Annotated in this window: 15 protein-coding genes; 9 read left to right on the plus strand and 6 right to left on the minus strand. The window is 74.4% G+C overall.

Going from position 1 to position 14,830, the window contains the following annotated elements:
- Positions 1-4 precede the first annotated feature (4 nt).
- A complete protein-coding gene (locus ACH47X_RS20680) occupies positions 5-886 on the plus strand; it encodes a DegV family protein (RefSeq protein WP_397406509.1) in 882 nt (293 codons plus the stop codon).
- A gap of 78 nt (positions 887-964) precedes the next feature.
- On the opposite strand, the gene ACH47X_RS20685 is transcribed toward ACH47X_RS20680, so the two are convergent.
- Positions 965-1,828 carry an alpha/beta fold hydrolase gene (locus ACH47X_RS20685; RefSeq protein WP_397406511.1) on the minus strand — a complete coding sequence of 288 codons (864 nt, stop codon included), beginning with the start codon at positions 1,826-1,828 and terminating at the stop codon, positions 965-967.
- A gap of 283 nt (positions 1,829-2,111) precedes the next feature.
- On the opposite strand from ACH47X_RS20685, the gene ACH47X_RS20690 reads away from it, so the two are divergent.
- The 6 genes from ACH47X_RS20690 to holA all read left to right on the plus strand — a co-directional run bounded on the left by ACH47X_RS20690 (position 2,112) and on the right by holA (position 9,107).
- Complete coding sequence (locus ACH47X_RS20690) at positions 2,112-3,122, plus strand: helix-hairpin-helix domain-containing protein (protein WP_397406513.1); 1,011 nt, start codon at positions 2,112-2,114, stop codon at positions 3,120-3,122.
- A complete protein-coding gene (locus tag ACH47X_RS20695) occupies positions 3,119-5,518 on the plus strand; it encodes a ComEC/Rec2 family competence protein (RefSeq protein ID WP_397406515.1) in 2,400 nt (799 codons plus the stop codon). Before ACH47X_RS20690 ends, ACH47X_RS20695 begins: the two co-directional genes overlap by 4 nt.
- 135 nt (positions 5,519-5,653) lie before the next feature.
- On the plus strand, positions 5,654-6,448 hold the full coding sequence (locus ACH47X_RS20700; protein WP_397406517.1) for a hypothetical protein: 795 nt from the start codon (positions 5,654-5,656) through the stop codon (positions 6,446-6,448).
- A 19-nt stretch (positions 6,449-6,467) separates the two neighbouring features.
- Entirely contained in the window at positions 6,468-7,148 is a 681-nt protein-coding gene (locus ACH47X_RS20705; protein WP_397406519.1) for a hypothetical protein, read from the plus strand.
- Entirely contained in the window at positions 7,148-8,041 is an 894-nt protein-coding gene (locus ACH47X_RS20710) for a neocarzinostatin apoprotein domain-containing protein (protein ID WP_397406521.1), read from the plus strand. Before ACH47X_RS20705 ends, ACH47X_RS20710 begins: the two co-directional genes overlap by 1 nt.
- 58 nt (positions 8,042-8,099) lie before the next feature.
- Positions 8,100-9,107 (plus strand): DNA polymerase III subunit delta, encoded by a 1,008-nt coding sequence (gene holA / locus ACH47X_RS20715; protein WP_397406523.1) that lies wholly within the window; start codon positions 8,100-8,102, stop codon positions 9,105-9,107.
- A 283-nt stretch (positions 9,108-9,390) separates the two neighbouring features.
- On the opposite strand, the gene rpsT is transcribed toward holA, so the two are convergent.
- A complete protein-coding gene (rpsT, locus tag ACH47X_RS20720) occupies positions 9,391-9,651 on the minus strand; it encodes a 30S ribosomal protein S20 (protein WP_026365415.1) in 261 nt (86 codons plus the stop codon).
- A 244-nt stretch (positions 9,652-9,895) separates the two neighbouring features.
- On the opposite strand from rpsT, the gene ACH47X_RS20725 reads away from it, so the two are divergent.
- Complete coding sequence (locus ACH47X_RS20725) at positions 9,896-11,017, plus strand: calcium:proton antiporter (RefSeq protein ID WP_036968373.1); 1,122 nt, start codon at positions 9,896-9,898, stop codon at positions 11,015-11,017.
- 29 nt (positions 11,018-11,046) lie between these two features.
- On the opposite strand, the gene ACH47X_RS20730 is transcribed toward ACH47X_RS20725, so the two are convergent.
- From ACH47X_RS20730 to ACH47X_RS20740, 3 genes are all read right to left on the minus strand, one after another.
- Positions 11,047-11,616: a type II toxin-antitoxin system PemK/MazF family toxin gene (locus ACH47X_RS20730; RefSeq protein WP_397406525.1), complete on the minus strand. Its 570-nt coding sequence runs from the start codon at positions 11,614-11,616 to the stop codon at positions 11,047-11,049.
- A gap of 83 nt (positions 11,617-11,699) precedes the next feature.
- On the minus strand, positions 11,700-12,134 hold the full coding sequence (locus tag ACH47X_RS20735; protein WP_036968369.1) for a type II toxin-antitoxin system PemK/MazF family toxin: 435 nt from the start codon (positions 12,132-12,134) through the stop codon (positions 11,700-11,702).
- Positions 12,135-12,199: 65 nt separating this feature from the next.
- The gene (locus tag ACH47X_RS20740; RefSeq protein ID WP_397406528.1) at positions 12,200-12,988 is read right to left on the minus strand and encodes an alpha/beta fold hydrolase; all 789 of its coding nucleotides are present in this window, start codon (positions 12,986-12,988) and stop codon (positions 12,200-12,202) included.
- Positions 12,989-13,074: 86 nt separating this feature from the next.
- Here ACH47X_RS20740 and ACH47X_RS20745 point away from each other — a divergent pair, with 86 nt between their 5' ends.
- Positions 13,075-13,965 (plus strand): aminoglycoside phosphotransferase family protein, encoded by an 891-nt coding sequence (locus ACH47X_RS20745; RefSeq protein ID WP_397406529.1) that lies wholly within the window; start codon positions 13,075-13,077, stop codon positions 13,963-13,965.
- 15 nt (positions 13,966-13,980) lie between these two features.
- Here ACH47X_RS20745 and ACH47X_RS20750 read toward each other — a convergent pair whose 3' ends face one another.
- A complete protein-coding gene (locus ACH47X_RS20750) occupies positions 13,981-14,721 on the minus strand; it encodes a maleylpyruvate isomerase N-terminal domain-containing protein (protein WP_397406531.1) in 741 nt (246 codons plus the stop codon).
- Positions 14,722-14,830 lie beyond the last annotated feature (109 nt).

The following is a 14,830-nucleotide window of genomic DNA, read 5'->3' on the forward strand; positions in this document are numbered from 1 at the left end:
GGTCATGCGCAACCGTCGTCGTCCTTCCCGCCCGGCACCCCAGGAGGTGCGGGTCGTCACCGACTCCACCGCCTGCCTGCCCGCCGGTCTGCCGGACGGTCCGGTCGTGGTGCCGCTACGCGTCCTGGTCGGGGACGAGGCGTACGCGGAGGGCGAGGACATCACCCCCGACCGTCTGGCCGAGCTGGTCTCCGAGGGCGAGCAGGTCACCACCTCGCAGCCGTCGCCCGAGGCGTTCGCGGCGGTCTACCGCGCCCTCGGCGAGCAGGGCGTCCGGTCGGTCGTCTCGGTGCACCTGTCGGGAGCGCTGTCGGGCACCGTCGGCTCGGCCGGCACCGCCGCTGCGCGCTCGCCCCTCCAGGTGCGCGCCGTCGACTCCCGGACGGCGGCCGCCGGCCTCGGCTTCGCCGCCCGGGCCGCCGCGGAGTGCGCGGCAGCCGGGGCCGACGCCGCCCACGTGGCAGCGCGCGCTATCGAGGTCGCCGGGACCGCCGACGCCGTGTTCGTCGTCGACACCCTGGAGCACCTGCGCCGCGGTGGGCGGCTCTCCGGCCCCGCGGCCGCGCTCGGCACCGTCCTCGGCGTCAAGCCGATCCTGCGGCTGTCCGACGGCGCGGTCGTGCTCTCCCAGCGCGTCCGCACCCGCGCGGCCGGCGCGGAGCGGCTCCTGGAGCAGGCCGCCGACTTCGTCGCGCGTGCCACGCGGCCGGTCGTCGCCGTGCACCACTTCGGCGCCCACGACCGGGCCCAGGCCCTCGCCGGCCGCCTGCACACCCGCACCCGGGCGGACGTCGAGGTCACGCCGCTGAGCGCCGTCCTCGGGGTGCACGTGGGACCGGGCACGCTCGCCGTCGTCGTCGCGGACCTGGGCGACCACGCGCACTGAGGCCCGCCTAGATCGGGTGATTGGTAGTAGGCCAGGTGGTCGGCAGCTCGGGCTGCCGACCACCTGACGTACTACCGATCACGGCGTGAGGACTTCCCGCAGCCGCGCCGCGAACTCGTCGGGCTTGTCGGCCGGCTGCCCGTACTCCCCGCCGCTGAAACCGCCGTGGCCCCCGGGGAAGATGACCGCCTCGGCGTCGAGCAGCGCGGCGGCCGCCCGCGAGGAACGGCCGGTCATCTCGTCGTTCGTGTCCTCGCCGACGGCGATCAGCGGCTTGGCCGCGCTGGCCCGGACCGCGGCCCAGTCCGGTTCGTACTGCGCCAGGAGTCGCATGTTGACGCCCAGCAGCAGGTCGTCGCGATTGCCGTCGTCCTCGGTCGGCAGGCCGAACACGGCCGGGTCCGGGTCGGGCTGGGCGACGTAGTCCGCGGTGAGCTCACCACGGGCCATGACCAGGGCGATGAACTTCGCCATCCCGGCCCCGAAACCCTTCGCCTGATAGGTGTCATGGATGTCGGTCAGGGCCGCGACCATGGCCGCACGGTCCGGCAGCACGCTGGGCAGCGGTGGCTCGTGCGCCACGACGGTCCGCACGTCCTCCGGGTATCGGGCTACGAGCTCGAGCGCCACGAGGGCGCCGCCGCTGGAGGCGAAGAGGTCCACCGGGCCGCCGCCGACGGCCTCGATGATCCGGTGCACGTCGTCGGCGTGGTCCGCGAGCCCGGGTGTTCCGGTGCGGGTGCTGCGCTCCACACCCCGCGGGTCGTAGGTGGCCACCCTCCGGTCGGTGAAGTGGCGCGCCAGGGTGGTGAAGCCCTCGGCGCCCATCGGCAGGCCGATCATGAGCAGCGTCGGTTCGTCGGACGGCGCGGCCGCCTCGCGCACGTCGTAGGTGAGGACGGCGCCCGGCACGTCGAGCGTGTGGGTCTTCTTCTCGGTCATGGTGCTCGCTCCTGATCTCGTCCGCGCGGGCCGGGACCGCTTGTGCTGCTCGGGTTCGCGCGGGTTCGTCAGGTCCGACGACGGCGTCCGGTGGAACTCATCGGTGGTGACGGACGGAGCCACGGTCGAAACTCATGGAGCCCTCGTAGTCGGCGAGGACAGACCCTCGCGACGGCGCCGTGCGGGTACGAGCCCGACCACAGGGGCTCGTTCTCGGGGTCTGTGCACAGGTGCACCGCGGGGCTCGTTCGTGGCGTGCCCGACCCGCCTAGCGTCCTGAGTCATGCAGCCAGAGACCGCGCAGCAGCGCCGCCCTGATCCCTGGCCGTTCGGCCCGGTGCGTGGGTCAGACGGCCCGGGAACCTTGCCGTCCGTCACCGAACCGGCCGCCGACGCCGGGCCGGCCGTGGACGGCGTGCCCGATGCGAGGACGGAGGCCGAGGACCTGGTGGAGCGACTGCGCGCGCGGCGCTCCGCCTCGGGCGTGGCCGCGGCCTACGCGGCCGCGCACGGTCATCCCGCCGACCCGCGGGCCGAGCACGGCGCCCGGCGCTGGGCACTGACCGGCACGACAGCCCTGGTCGCGGTCGTGGCGGTGCTCCTGATCGGCGTGGGTGTGGCCGCCTTCGCCGTGGGCGGTGACGGCGTCGAGGCGCTGGCCCCGGTCGCTGCCGACGGCGCCACGTCGGACGCTTCGCCGGGCACCGGTGACGAGGAACCGGGCGCCACGGCCCCGGGTGCGGACGGCAGCGCCCGCGACGGGGCAGCGGATGGGGACGGCGCGGGCGGTGACGGCGCAGGCGCGTCCGCCGGGACCTCGGGCGGCCTGCTGGTGCACGTGGTCGGCGAGGTCGCCGAGCCGGGCCTGGTCACCCTGCCGGACGGCGCCCGCGTGGCCGACGCCGTCGAGGCCGCCGGCGGCGTCACGCGCAAGGCCGACCTCACCGCGGTCAACCTGGCCCGGGCCGTGGTTGACGGTGAGCAGCTCTACGTGCCGAAACCGGGGGAGCCCGTCCCCGGAGCGGCGGCCGGCGCCGGCGGTTCGGCCGGTTCCGCCGGTGGTGGGACGGGTGGCTCCGCCGGCGGGGCGGGATCGGGCGCCGTCGACATCAACACTGCCGACGCGGCGGCCCTGGAGGCCCTTCCCGGTGTCGGGCCGTCGATCGCGAAGGCCATCGTCGAGTGGCGGGACACGAACGGGCCGTTCGCGAGCGTGGACGAGCTGGACGACGTGCCGGGCATCGGCCCCGCCACCCTCGACGAGTTCCGTGACAGCGCGCGGGTGGGCCCATGACCGACCTCCGGCTCGTGCCTGCGGCCATCGCCGTGTGGGTCGCCGCCTGGTCGCTGACCGGCCCGGCGGCGGCCTGGACGGGGCCGGCGACGGTGGTGTTCTCCCTGGTGACCGGGGTCGTGATGGCTGTGGCATGCCTCTGGCCGACCGCCGTCGTCGGGGCGGCACGGCGCGGACCCGACCGGAACGCCGCCCTGTACCCCGTCCTCGCACACCTCGCCCTGGTTGCCGCCGGCGTCCTCGCGGTCACGCTCTCCGCGCACGTCCAGCTCGCCGGCCGAGCCCCACTGGCCGAACTGGCCGGGCAGCGCGTGACCGCGACCCTCACCGGCGTCGTCGTGTCCCAGCCCGAGCCGTTCTCGTTCGCCCCGGGCTCGGGCCGGCAGCGCTGGGTCCTTGCCGCCCGGACCGTCGACGCCCGCGGCGTCGAGTCGTCGGCCCGGGCGCACGTCCAGGTGCTGTCGGATGCTGCACCCCGGTACGGGTCGACCGCGACCGTCACGGGCCCGCTGCGTCCCGCCGACCCAGGCGCCGCCGAGACCGCCCGGCTGAGCGCCCGGAGCGCCGCCGAGATCCGGGCGCCACCGTCCGCGCTCCGCGTGCTCGACACCCACCGCGCGGCCCTCCTGACGGTCACCGACCCGCTCTCCCCGCAGGCACGCGGGCTGGTCCCGGGTGCGGCGATCGGCGACACCAGTCGGCTTCCCGACGACGTCGCGGAGGAAATGCGCGTCACGGGCCTGACCCACATCACGGCTGTCTCCGGGGGCCATTTCGCGGTCGTGGTCGCCGTCCTGACCCTCCTCTGCTCGGCCGCCCGGCTGCCCCGACCCGGCAGGGTGCTCGTCATCGCGCTCGCGTCCCTGGCTTTCGTGCTGCTGGTCCGGCCCGAACCCGCCGTGCTCCGGGCCGCCGTCATGGCGGCGTTCGCCCTCACCGGTACGGCGCTCGGCCGGCCGTCCCAGGCGCTGCCCGCGCTCGCGGGGTCCGTGGTGGGGCTGCTGGTGGTCGACCCGTGGCTGTCCCGCTCGTTCGGGTTCGCCCTGTCGGCCGCGGCGACGGCGGGGCTGGTGCTGCTCACGGCTCCGCTGAGCGCGCGGCTGGCGCCCTGGACGGGCCAGGCCCTGGCGTACGCGGCAGCCGTCCCGCTCGCGGCGCAGGTCGCGTGCGGCCCGATCCTGGTGCTCCTCGACCCGTCGGTCTCGACGGTCTCGGTGCTCGCCAACCTCCTGGCCGGCCCGGCGCTGGTCCCGGCGACCGTGCTCGGCCTGCTCGCCACGGTGCTCGCACCCTGGCTCCCGGCCGTCGCCGGGCTGGTGGCCTGGGCGGCGAGCGGGGCCACCTGGTGGATCGCCGCGGTCGCGCACCGGTGCGCCGCGCTGCCCGGTGCGGCCGTCCCCTGGCTGGGCGGGCCGGCGGGTGCGCTCCTGCTCGCCGTGCTCACCGGGTTGGTGCTGTGGGCCGTGCTGCGGCGCGCACCGCGCCCGGGCTGGCCCGAGTCCTGGCGTGCGGCGGCGTCGCGCGGCCTGCGCGAGACCCTGGCCGCGCGACGCCGCCGGCTGACCCGGGCCCGGTTCGTCGTGCTCCTGGCGGCTGCGTCGGTGGCGGCGCTGGTCGTCGCCGTCACGGTGCCCCGGCTCGTGGCCCGCACCGGTCTGCCGGCGGACTGGCAGGTCGCGGCGTGCGACGTCGGGCAGGGTGACGCGCTCGCACTCCGCACCGGTCCGACGTCGGCCGTGGTGGTGGACGTCGGTCCCGACGGTCCGGCAGCGGGCCGGTGCCTCGACCGGCTGGGGGTCGAGCGGGTCGACCTGCTCGTCCTCACCCACTTCCACGCCGACCACGTGGGCGGGCTGGCGCCCGTGCTCGCCGGGCGCGAGGTCGTCGCGGCGCTCGTGTCCCCGGTTCCGGAGCCGGTGGCGAACGCCGGCGCGACAGGGGCGACCCTGGCCGCGGCCGGCGTCCCCGTGCGGGTCGCCGGGTCCGGCGACCGGGGGACGGCCGGGACCCTCGCGTGGCAGGTGCTGCAGGCGGGCGCGGGAACGGACGCGAACGACTCCAGCGTGGTGCTGTCCGCCCGGGTCGCCGGGCTGGACGTGCTCCTCCTGGGCGACCTGGAGGACGTCGGCCAGTCAGCGCTGGTGCCGCTGACAGGTCGCGCCGACGTCGTGAAGGTCGCGCACCACGGGTCGGCGGTGCAGTCCCGCGCGCTCGCGGAGCGGGTGCGTCCGGCGGTCGCGCTCGTGTCCGCCGGGCGGGACAACGAGTACGGGCACCCCACCGACGAGGCGCTCGACCTGTACGCGGGCGTCGGCGCCGCGGTGGTGCGCACGGACGAGTGCGGCACCGTCGCGCTCGTCGTCCGCGGAGGGGAGGTGGCCCTCGCGGGCTGCTAGTGCCCAGGCAAGCGTTTGCCCACGCACGACGACGCAAGTCAGCGCCACACTTTCGCGAAACGTTGCGGATCCTGGCCACGGCCCTAACGTGGTTGAAAGACGAAGGAGCTTTTTCGGCACCTATCAGGGGGCAACGTGGTCGAACTAGGACGTACCGCCCGGCGGCACCGCCGGATCATCGCGGTGACAGCAGCGGTGGCGCTCCTCGTCCCGGCGGCGGCGTTCAGCGCCGCCGGCCGGGACCAGGTCTCCGCGCAGCTTCAGCTCCGGCAGGACCTTCTGGACCAGGAGGTCGTCACCGACGTCTCCGAGGAGGACCAGGTCGTCCGGGTCGACACCACGCAGGACCCGGCGGCCGCCGAGCAGTGGCTCGACGAGTCGGCCGATGTGCTCGACGGCTGGACCGTCGTCGTCGGCGGGACGGGTTCCCGCACCGGCGAGGAGCGCGCCGAGCTCGACGCGCAGGCGTCCGCGGGCGATGTCGCACCGGACGCCGTGTGCCCGGACGTCCCCGAGGGCAAGCGCTCGAAGGACGGCTCGACGACGCCGGTCCTGGGCTGCGGCACCGGGGAGGACGTCCAGCTGACCGCCGGCGCGAAGCGCGTGACACACGGCGGGCCCTCCCGGACGCTGGCGACCGCCGTCGACGAGGTCCTGGCCTCCTACCTGCCGGACGCGGGCCTGGCGGCCACCAAGGTGCACCTGACCAAGGGCGAGGCGACGGTCGACGTCGCCGCCGGGTTCGAGCAGGCGCTGTCCGACGCCGGGGTCTACCCGGGCGACGTCTGGCAGGCGCTCCTGTTCACGGCGTACAGCAACGGCGCCGTCGACTCGGTGAAGTTCACGCTCGACGGGGACTGCCTCGCCTTCGCCTACGCCACGGGCGGCGACATGTGCGCGGCGACCGACCTGCCGATCGAGCTGGGCTGAGGGGGCCATGATGCACACCATGCTCCGACGGCTCCTGGTCGTGCTCACCGCCCTGCTCGTGGGCGCCGCCGGTCTGGTGGCCGTGGCGCCGTCGGCGGCGGCCGACGTGACCTACGTGCCGGACGACTGGAACGGCAAGGTGATCTACCTGTCCCAGGCGTGCCACGACCGCGGGGACACCGTCTGCCACGACAACACCGGCTGCGGCGGCTTCAGCGAGAACGGCAACTCCTACCGGCTCGCGATGTCGACGATCCAGGGCGGCAGCACCGACAAGCTCAACCTCCTGGAGCGGGGCTACAAGGTGGTGCGGGGCAACGGCCTGACGCGCAAGAACATCGCCAACTCGAACAAGGTGGGCGCGGACCTGCACGTCCCGTTGCACTCCAACGCGATCAGCGCGGCGTGCGAGAGCAAGAAGCCCGCGTCCCGGTACGGCACGCACGTGATGTACGTATCCAAGGCGGGCAAGGCCTGCGCCGCGGCGATGGTGCAGCACGTGGGCGTCAGCAGCCCGGGCACCAACGACACCCGGCAGTACCGGACCGACCTGGGGGAGCTGAACCAGACCAACGCCGTCGCCTGCTACCTGGAGCAGGACTTCCACGTCTGGCAGCGGGGCGTGAACTGGATGAAGAACCGTGACACCTGGAGCTGGCGCCTGGCCGGGGCCATCGACGTGTACCTGGGTTACCCGTGATGCGCGCGCGGCTGTTCGGCCCTGTCGTCCTCGCGACGGCCCTGCTCCTGCTCGCCGGCTGCACCGCTGAGCCGACGGGTCAGGGCTCGGGCGCCGCACGCGGGAGCGGCGCGGGCCCGTCACCCAGCCAGGAGAGCCGGGGTGGCGCGGACGGCACGAGCCGCGCCGACGGCGGCACGGGCAGCGCCGACGGCGGCACGGGCAGCGCCGACGGCGTGGAGGAGCCCACCCTCACGGTCCGGTCCGCAGGCGGCGCCTGGATCGTGCGCGGCACGGGGTACGCGGGCCGCAACCAGTACCTGGTCCAGTGCACCGCCGGCACCACGACGGGGGCGAGCGCGCTCGACGAGTGCGACATGTCGACCAGCCAGCAGGTGGTCGCCGACGACGACGGGCGGATCTCCGAGACGCGTCAGGCGCGGGCGTTCGTCAACGTGGGCGCCGTGTCCGAGGTGGACTGCACGGGTGACCCGTGCACGCTGGCCGTCGCCGACCTGTCGGACCGCGTGCTCGTGGCCGCCCCGGCGCCCCTGCCCGGCGGCTCCGAGCCGCCGGACGCGCCCGTGCTCGAGCTGTCCGAGCCGAGCCTGAAGGCCGACGCGGGCCGGGTCACCGTCACCGGCGCGGGCTTCGCGGCGGGCTCCACCGTCCGGATCGTGCAGTGCGCGACCACCTCGGACGGCGGGGTGGACGGCGACAACTGCCTGTACGACGACGGCAGGCGCGTCATCGCGGACCGTGCGGGCACCCTGGTCACCCGCCTCCGCGTCGAGCGGGAGATCGAGCTGGTCGGCGGGGGAGTCGCGGACTGCGCCGTGCAGGGTGCGTGCGTGGTCGCGAACGCCTGGACCGACGGCGGGCGGATCGCGCTGGCGGACCTGCTCTGGGAGTAGCGCACGGCACATCGCGGTGTGACCGCCCCTTGTCGGTGGCGCGTGGCAGGCTGTGTCCGTGCCTCCCGCTACCCGACGCCGAACCGCCACCGCTCCCGCCGGCCGCAGCTGGGACGAGCCCACGGTGGCTCCCGTCGTGCTGGTGCGCGGCGCCGAGCCGCTCCTGACCGAGCGCGCGGTCGACGGCGTCGTGCGGCTCGTGCGGGAGCGCGACCCCGAGGTCGAGAAGGTGGAGCTGGAGGGGGCCACCTATGGCACCGGCCAGCTCATGGTCGCGGCGAGCCCGTCCCTGTTCGGCGAGGCCAAGGTGGTCGTGGTCCGTTCGACGGAGTCGGGCACGGAGGACCTGATGGCCGACCTGATCGCCTATGTCGGCGCGCCCGACCCGGAGACCACCGTGGTCGTGGTGCACGGGGGCGGGCAGCGCGGCAAGAAGATGCTCGACACGATCACTGGTTCGGGCGCGCCCGTCATGGTCTGCGAGCCCGTGACCAAGGACGCCGAGAAGGCGTCGTTCGTGGTGGGTGAGTTCAAAGCGGCCCGGCGCCGGGCGGACGCCGAGGGCGTGCGCGCCCTCGTGGACGCCCTCGGCAGCGACCTGCGCGAGCTCGCCGCGGCATGTTCGCAGCTCATCGCCGACACGACCGGCACCATCACGGCCGCCACCGTGGACCGCTACTACGGCGGCCGGGTCGAGGCCACGGGCTTCCGGGTGGCCGACGCCGCGGTCGCGGGGGACGCAGGCGGCGCCGTCGCCCTGCTGCGGCACGCGCTCGACACCGGCCTGGATCCCGTGCCGATCGTCGCGGCCCTCGCGCTGCGCCTGCGGAACCTGGCCAAGGTCGCCTCGATGCGGGGCGGTGGCCTGTCGGCCCGCGACCTCGGCATGGCCCCCTGGCAGGTGGACCGCGCCCGCAAGGACCTGCGCGCCTGGACCCCGGAGGGGCTGGCGACGGCGATCTCCGCCGTCGCGCAGGCCGACGCCGACGTCAAGGGCGAGGCCCGCGACACGGTGTTCGCCGTGGAGCGCGCGGTCATGACGATAGCCCGCTCCCGCCGAGCCTGACGGTCAGCGCAGGTTCGGTGTCGACAGCACCGCCCAGTCGTACCTGGTTCAGTACTGAGAGACCGCCGTGCGGCCGCCGCTGCAAAGTGCTGTTCTACCCAGTCATTGGGCCCGAAATCTGCGTGATTTCGGGCCCAAATGACTGGGTAGAAGCGCACCTCGGTGCGGAGTGCCGGGTGCCGAGTGCCGGGTGGGCGCCGCGCCAGCCGTGGTGTCGGGGCAGTCAGCGCACACGAAAGACGCCGCCCGCCCCGGAGGGCGGACGGCGTCAGTCGAAGTCAGCTCAGAGAGCAGCGACCGACTTCGCGATGGCCGACTTGCGGTTCGCGGCCTGGTTCGCGTGGATGACGCCCTTGGCGACAGCCTTGTCGAGCTTGCGCGACGCGGTGGCAAGGGCGACCGTCGCGGTCTCCTTGTCGCCGGCTGCGACGGCCTCGCGCACCTTGCGCACGTGGGTCTTCAGCTCCGACTTGACGGACTTGTTGCGCAGACGAGCCTTCTCGTTCGTCTTGATGCGCTTCATCTGGGACTTGATGTTTGCCACGAGTGGACTTCCTGGTGTGTTCGCCTGACGGCGAGCGGATAGGTCGTAGAGGGCGGTCGCAGTTCCGGGACTGGGGTGGGGACCCGTGGAGAGGACCTGCGACTGTGCCCGCCGACCTGGGCGGACACGCGACCTCCAAGGTTACCAGAGGGTCCGGGGTCTCGTGGGGCGGCCGGATGTGAGACCGGCTACCACCGCCGTCGGCCGACAAAGGGCTTCTGACGAGGCCCCATAGAATCGGGCTATGAGTACCAGGACACTTCGGGGCCGTTTCCAATGGACCGTGGTGGTCCCCATCCTTGCCCTGGTGCTCCTCGTCGCGACGTGGAGCAACCACGAGCACCCTGCGACCCTCGCGGCCATCGGCGCCGCGCTGGTGGGTTCCATCCTCGCGGCGGTGCATCACGCGGAGGTGGTGGCCCACCGGGTCGGTGAGCCGTTCGGCTCCCTCATCCTCGCGGTCGCGGTGACCGTGATCGAGGTGGGGCTCATCCTCATGCTGATGAGCGGCGGCAGCGACTCGGCGAGCACGTACGCCCGTGACACGGTCTTCGCCGCCGTCATGATCACGTTCAACGGCATCGTCGGCCTGTCCCTGCTCGTCGGCGCGAGCAAGCACCACCTGGTCAGCTTCAACGCCTCGGGGACGGGGTCCGCGCTCGCCACGGTCGTGGCGCTGGCGACGGTCTCGCTGGTCCTGCCCAGCTTCACGACGTCTGCCGAGGGCGGCGCCTACACGCCCTTCCAGCTGGGCTTCGCGGCCGTCGCGTCCCTGACGCTGTACGGCGCGTTCGTGTTCACGCAGACCGTGCGCCACCGCGACTTCTTCCTGCCCGTCACCAGTGACAAGTACGGCCGGGTGACCGGCCTGCTCGACGAGGACGGCGACGACCACGCCGACCCGCCGCCCGTGAAGGAGGCGTGGTTCAGCGTCGCCCTGCTGCTGGTCGCCCTGGTCTCCGTGGTCTTCCTGGCCAAGATGCTCTCGCCGACGATCGAGCACGGGGTCGAGGCCGCGGGCCTGCCCTACACCGTGGTCGGTGTGGTGATCGCGCTGCTCGTGCTCGCGCCCGAGTCCATCGCCGCCGTCCGCAACGCGCTGCGCAACCGCGTGCAGATCAGCCTGAACCTCGCCTACGGCTCCGCGATGGCGTCGATCGGCCTGACCATCCCGACCATCGCCGTCGCGATGATCTGGATGGAGGGGCCGCTGACGCTCGGCCTCGACCCGACCCAGATGGTGCTGCTCGCGGTCTCGGTCGTGGTGGCGATGCTGAGCATCGCCCCGGGCCGGGCCAAGACCCTCCAGGGTGTGGTCCACCTGGTGCTGATGGCGGCGTTCCTGGTGGTCTCGGTCCAGCCCTAGCGTCGGGTCCGGCCCCGGTCCGGGCCGCCTCAGAGCGCCGCGGCGACCCTGTCGAAGATCGCGCGGTCCAGGATCGCGCCCTCGCGGCGGACGGCGTCCGGGTGGATGCGGATCACGCGGTTGAGGCGCACCTCGGAGGGGCGGCCCGAGCTGTCCCAGTCTCCCGTGCCGATGTCCATCCAGCGGCGTCCGGCGCGGGCCTCCTGCTCGGCGTCGCGGTCGTGGTCCTGGCTGGTGAGCTGCAGCGCGAGCAGCCACGGGCCGTCGTTGCCCACGATCAGCACCGGCCGGTCCTTGCCCTGGCTGTGATCTTCCTCATACGGAACCCATGACCAGACGACCTCGCCCGGGTCGGGCTCGCCATCGAGCTCAGGGCGGTAGACGGGCTTGACCTTGCCCTCGAAGTCTCCCGGGTAGCCGTCGGTCTCGGGCAGGTCGCGGCCCGACGGGCGGGGCGCCGTCGGCCGGGGCCCGGACGAGGGCCGGTCGCCCCCGGACCGGCCGTCCCCGGTACGACGGTCGTTCTGGTCGAGTACGGTGCGGGCGACTGCCTCGACGACCTCGCCGAGCAGCTTGAGCCACGGGTTCTGCTGGTTCACGCTGGGCAGGGTAGCCCGACGCCGCCCCGCGAGCAGGCGGGACGACGCCGGGCGGCGCGCCTCGTGGCCCGTACCCGGTCGGCTCAGGTCAGGTCGAGCGCCCGGTCCATGTACTTCACGACCTCGTCGAACCTGGCTTCGTCCAGCACGTCGCCCTCGCGGCGCACGTCGTCCGGGTCGATGCGGATGACGCGGTTGATCCGGACCTCGGACTCGCGGCCCGACCGGTCCCACCGGCCCGTGCCGACGTCCATCCAGATGCGCCCCGCGCGCGCCTCGTCGAGCAGGTCCTCGCGGTCGTGGTCCTGGCTGGTGAGCTGGAGGCCCAGCAGCCAGGGACCGTCGTGGCCCACGAGCAGCACCGGGCGGTCCTTGCCCTGGCTGTGGTCCTCCTCGAACGGGACCCAGGTCCAGACCACCTCGCCCGGGTCCGGCTCGCCGTCGAGCTGCGGGTGGTAGACCGGGTGTACCTCACCCTCGTAGTCGCCGGGGTAGCTGTTGTCTGATGCGAAGGTCACGCCTGGAACCGTACCGGAACGGGTGAACCGCGTATCCAAGACTTACCGCCCAGGCGGGCTGGGCCTCACCCCGCGCAGGCCCGCGTGAACTCGGCCAGCTCGGCCGCCATCGGCTCCGGCTCCCAGCTGTGCATGGCGCCCGGCATCTCCTTCTCGGTGCCCTTCGGCATCTGGGCCACGATGCTCGCGGCGGCGACGGGCATCTCCGGGAACGTCTCGGTGCCGTACATGGCCAGCACCGGGACCGTGACGTCGAGCGTGCCGTCCTCCAGCCCGTGCTGCGCCCACGCCAGCGCCTGCGCGTCCGCGCGGTAGGCGGCCACGGTGCGGGCCAGGTCCGGCCAGGTGGGGGAGGCCTCCATCCCCGCGAGCCACTCCGGCGGCATGTCCTTCATGTAGTGCCGCATGGCGTTCTCGGTGTCGTCCGCGTCGAGCAGGCGCTCGATCTCGTCGGCCCACGCCTGCGTCGTGGCGGCGGGGTCGCCCAGGGGCGCCTCCCACAGCGCCAGGCCCGCCACGGGCAGCCCGGCCTGCGCGGACCGGAGGCTGATCGCGCAGCCGGACGAGTGCCCGACCAGCACGGCGGGGCCGCCCGCGACCTCGATCATCGCGGCCACGGCCGCCAGCTCGCGGTCCAGGTCGAGCCGGCCCTCGGCGGGGCTCTCCCCGCGCCCCAGGCGGTCGAACGTGACCGTGGTCAGGCCGGCCTCGGCGGCGCGGCGGGCGGTCTCCGCGGTGATCGGATCGTCGGCCCGGTCCGGTCCCGCACCCGTCACGAAGACGAGGGCCGGGCCGGAGCCGTGCAGGTCGTAGGCGACCCGGTCGCCCTGGCTGGTGGTCGTGTACTGAGTCATGCCCGTCCGACGGCGGCGGCGCGCGGAACTCATCGGCCGGTCGAAAAGTGCTGGCCGCGTCCCCGGAGCGGTGCCACGGTGTGGCCATGCGCCTCCACGACCACGAGATCGTCTCGACCCCGGACCTCGTGCACCGGCTCGTCGCGGCCCAGCTGCCCCGGTGGGCCGGGCTGCCGGTGCGGCCCGGCCCGGCCGGCGGCACCGACCACCACCTGTTCCGCCTCGGCGACGACCTGCTGGTCCGCATGCCGAAGATCGCCTGGGCGCAGGACCAGGCGCTCGCCGACGCGCGCTGGCTCCCGCACCTGGCCGCCCAGCTCCCGGTCGAGATCCCCGCGCCGGTGGCGGTGGGCGAGCCGGGGGAGGGTTTCCCCTTCCGCTGGTCGGTGGTGCCGTGGCTGGAGGGCGATCCGGCGTCCCCCGAGGTCCTCGGCGCGCGCGGTGCGCGCGACCTGGGCGAGCTCGTCGCCGCCCTGCGGACGGTGCCCACCGCCGGCGGGCCGGTCAAGGAGGGCACCTCGCGCGGCGTCCCGCTCGCGAACCTGGACGACGACGTCCGCGCGGCGATCCGTGCCTCGGGCACCCGCATCGACGGGCCCGCCGTCACCAGGGTGTGGGACGCCGCCCTGGCCGCCCGTCCCGCGGCGGAACCGAGCTGGCTGCACGGTGACCTGCTGCCCGGCAACCTGCTTGCCCGCGGCGGGCGGCTGACCGGCGTCATCGACTGGGGCGCGATGGGCGTGGGCGACCCGGCCGCCGACCTCATCCCGGCCTGGAGCCTGCCCCTGGCGGACTGCGAGCGCGCCGACTTCCGCGCGACGGCCACGGCCGGCCTGGCCGACCCGGACGACGCGTGGCAGCGCGGGCGCGGCTGGATGCTGGTGCAGGCCGTCATCGCGCTGCCGTACTACTGGGATCGCTGGCCGGCCTTCGCCCGTGCGGGCCAGGCCCGGATCGCCACCGTCCTGGCGGACTGAGAGCCTCCCGGGCTCCTACGGCACGATCGCCTGCGCCAGCGCGGCCTCGAGGTCGGCCCGGTCGCCCGTGACGGTCAGCCCCGCCTCGGCGGGCGTGAGCCGCCGCCACAGTGTGAGCGCCAGCCCCTCGGCCGGGCCGGCGACGATGACGTCGGGCGCCACCTCGTCCGCGCGCTCGCCCGGAGCGCCGAGCACCCAGGTGGGCGCCCCGGCGATGTCGGTCGCCACGAGCACCACCGGGAAGCGGAGCGGCGCCATGCGGCCCAGGCCCACCTGCCGGGGCTGGAGCACGGACACGATCTCGTCGACCGTGTCGGCCCACACCTCCGGCGCCGCGCCGACGAGGCCCGTCGCGGCGGCGCCCGCGGAGGCGGCCAGCAGGTCGTGCAGGTGCACGAGCGTCTCGTGGGCCTGCCGTCGGTGCCAGAACCGCACGGGGCCGGGGCCCAGCGGGTCGGGATGGGTCAGGACCCGGCAGGCGGATCCGGGGTCGAGCTCGGCCAGCGTCTCGCGTAGGAGGGCCGCCTGGGCGGCGTAGTGCGGCGCGAGGTCGAACGGGCCGTCGCCGAGCGCGGGTCCCTTGGTCCCTCGGGCGTTGCCCGCGGCCCAGTGATGCACCTCGGCGAGATGCTCCACGAGCCCGCGCACGGTCCAGTCACCGCAGGCGGGGACCTTGGCGTCGGCGTCGGCGGCGGGCACCGCGGCGAGGAAGTCGCCCTGGAACGTGGCCAGCAGCGACAGGTGGTCGAGCGTCATGTGCGGAAAGGTACCGCGCCCCACCGACATCCCGGGGCCACGCTCCGGATGACGGCTGTCGCACGCCGTGGAACCGTAGGACCACCTCCGTCGTTCTCCACGCGATGCG

It is taken from the genome of Promicromonospora kroppenstedtii, from assembly GCF_044389675.1.
In the GTDB taxonomy this organism is placed as follows: Bacteria; Actinomycetota; Actinomycetes; order Actinomycetales; family Cellulomonadaceae; genus Promicromonospora; species Promicromonospora kroppenstedtii.

Excerpts from the sequence above, each read along its gene's own strand:
- ACH47X_RS20680 (WP_397406509.1), top strand. The coding sequence starts at position 5 with ATGCGCAACCGTCGTCGTCCTTCCCGCCCGGCACCCCAGGAGGTGCGG.
- ACH47X_RS20685 (WP_397406511.1), bottom strand. The coding sequence starts at position 1,828 with ATGACCGAGAAGAAGACCCACACGCTCGACGTGCCGGGCGCCGTCCTC.
- ACH47X_RS20690 (WP_397406513.1), top strand. The coding sequence starts at position 2,112 with ATGCAGCCAGAGACCGCGCAGCAGCGCCGCCCTGATCCCTGGCCGTTC.
- ACH47X_RS20695 (WP_397406515.1), top strand. The coding sequence starts at position 3,119 with ATGACCGACCTCCGGCTCGTGCCTGCGGCCATCGCCGTGTGGGTCGCC.
- ACH47X_RS20705 (WP_397406519.1), top strand. The coding sequence starts at position 6,468 with ATGCTCCGACGGCTCCTGGTCGTGCTCACCGCCCTGCTCGTGGGCGCC.
- ACH47X_RS20710 (WP_397406521.1), top strand. The coding sequence starts at position 7,148 with ATGCGCGCGCGGCTGTTCGGCCCTGTCGTCCTCGCGACGGCCCTGCTC.
- ACH47X_RS20725 (WP_036968373.1), top strand. The coding sequence starts at position 9,896 with ATGAGTACCAGGACACTTCGGGGCCGTTTCCAATGGACCGTGGTGGTC.
- ACH47X_RS20740 (WP_397406528.1), bottom strand. The coding sequence starts at position 12,988 with ATGACTCAGTACACGACCACCAGCCAGGGCGACCGGGTCGCCTACGAC.
- ACH47X_RS20745 (WP_397406529.1), top strand. The coding sequence starts at position 13,075 with ATGCGCCTCCACGACCACGAGATCGTCTCGACCCCGGACCTCGTGCAC.
- ACH47X_RS20750 (WP_397406531.1), bottom strand. The coding sequence starts at position 14,721 with ATGACGCTCGACCACCTGTCGCTGCTGGCCACGTTCCAGGGCGACTTC.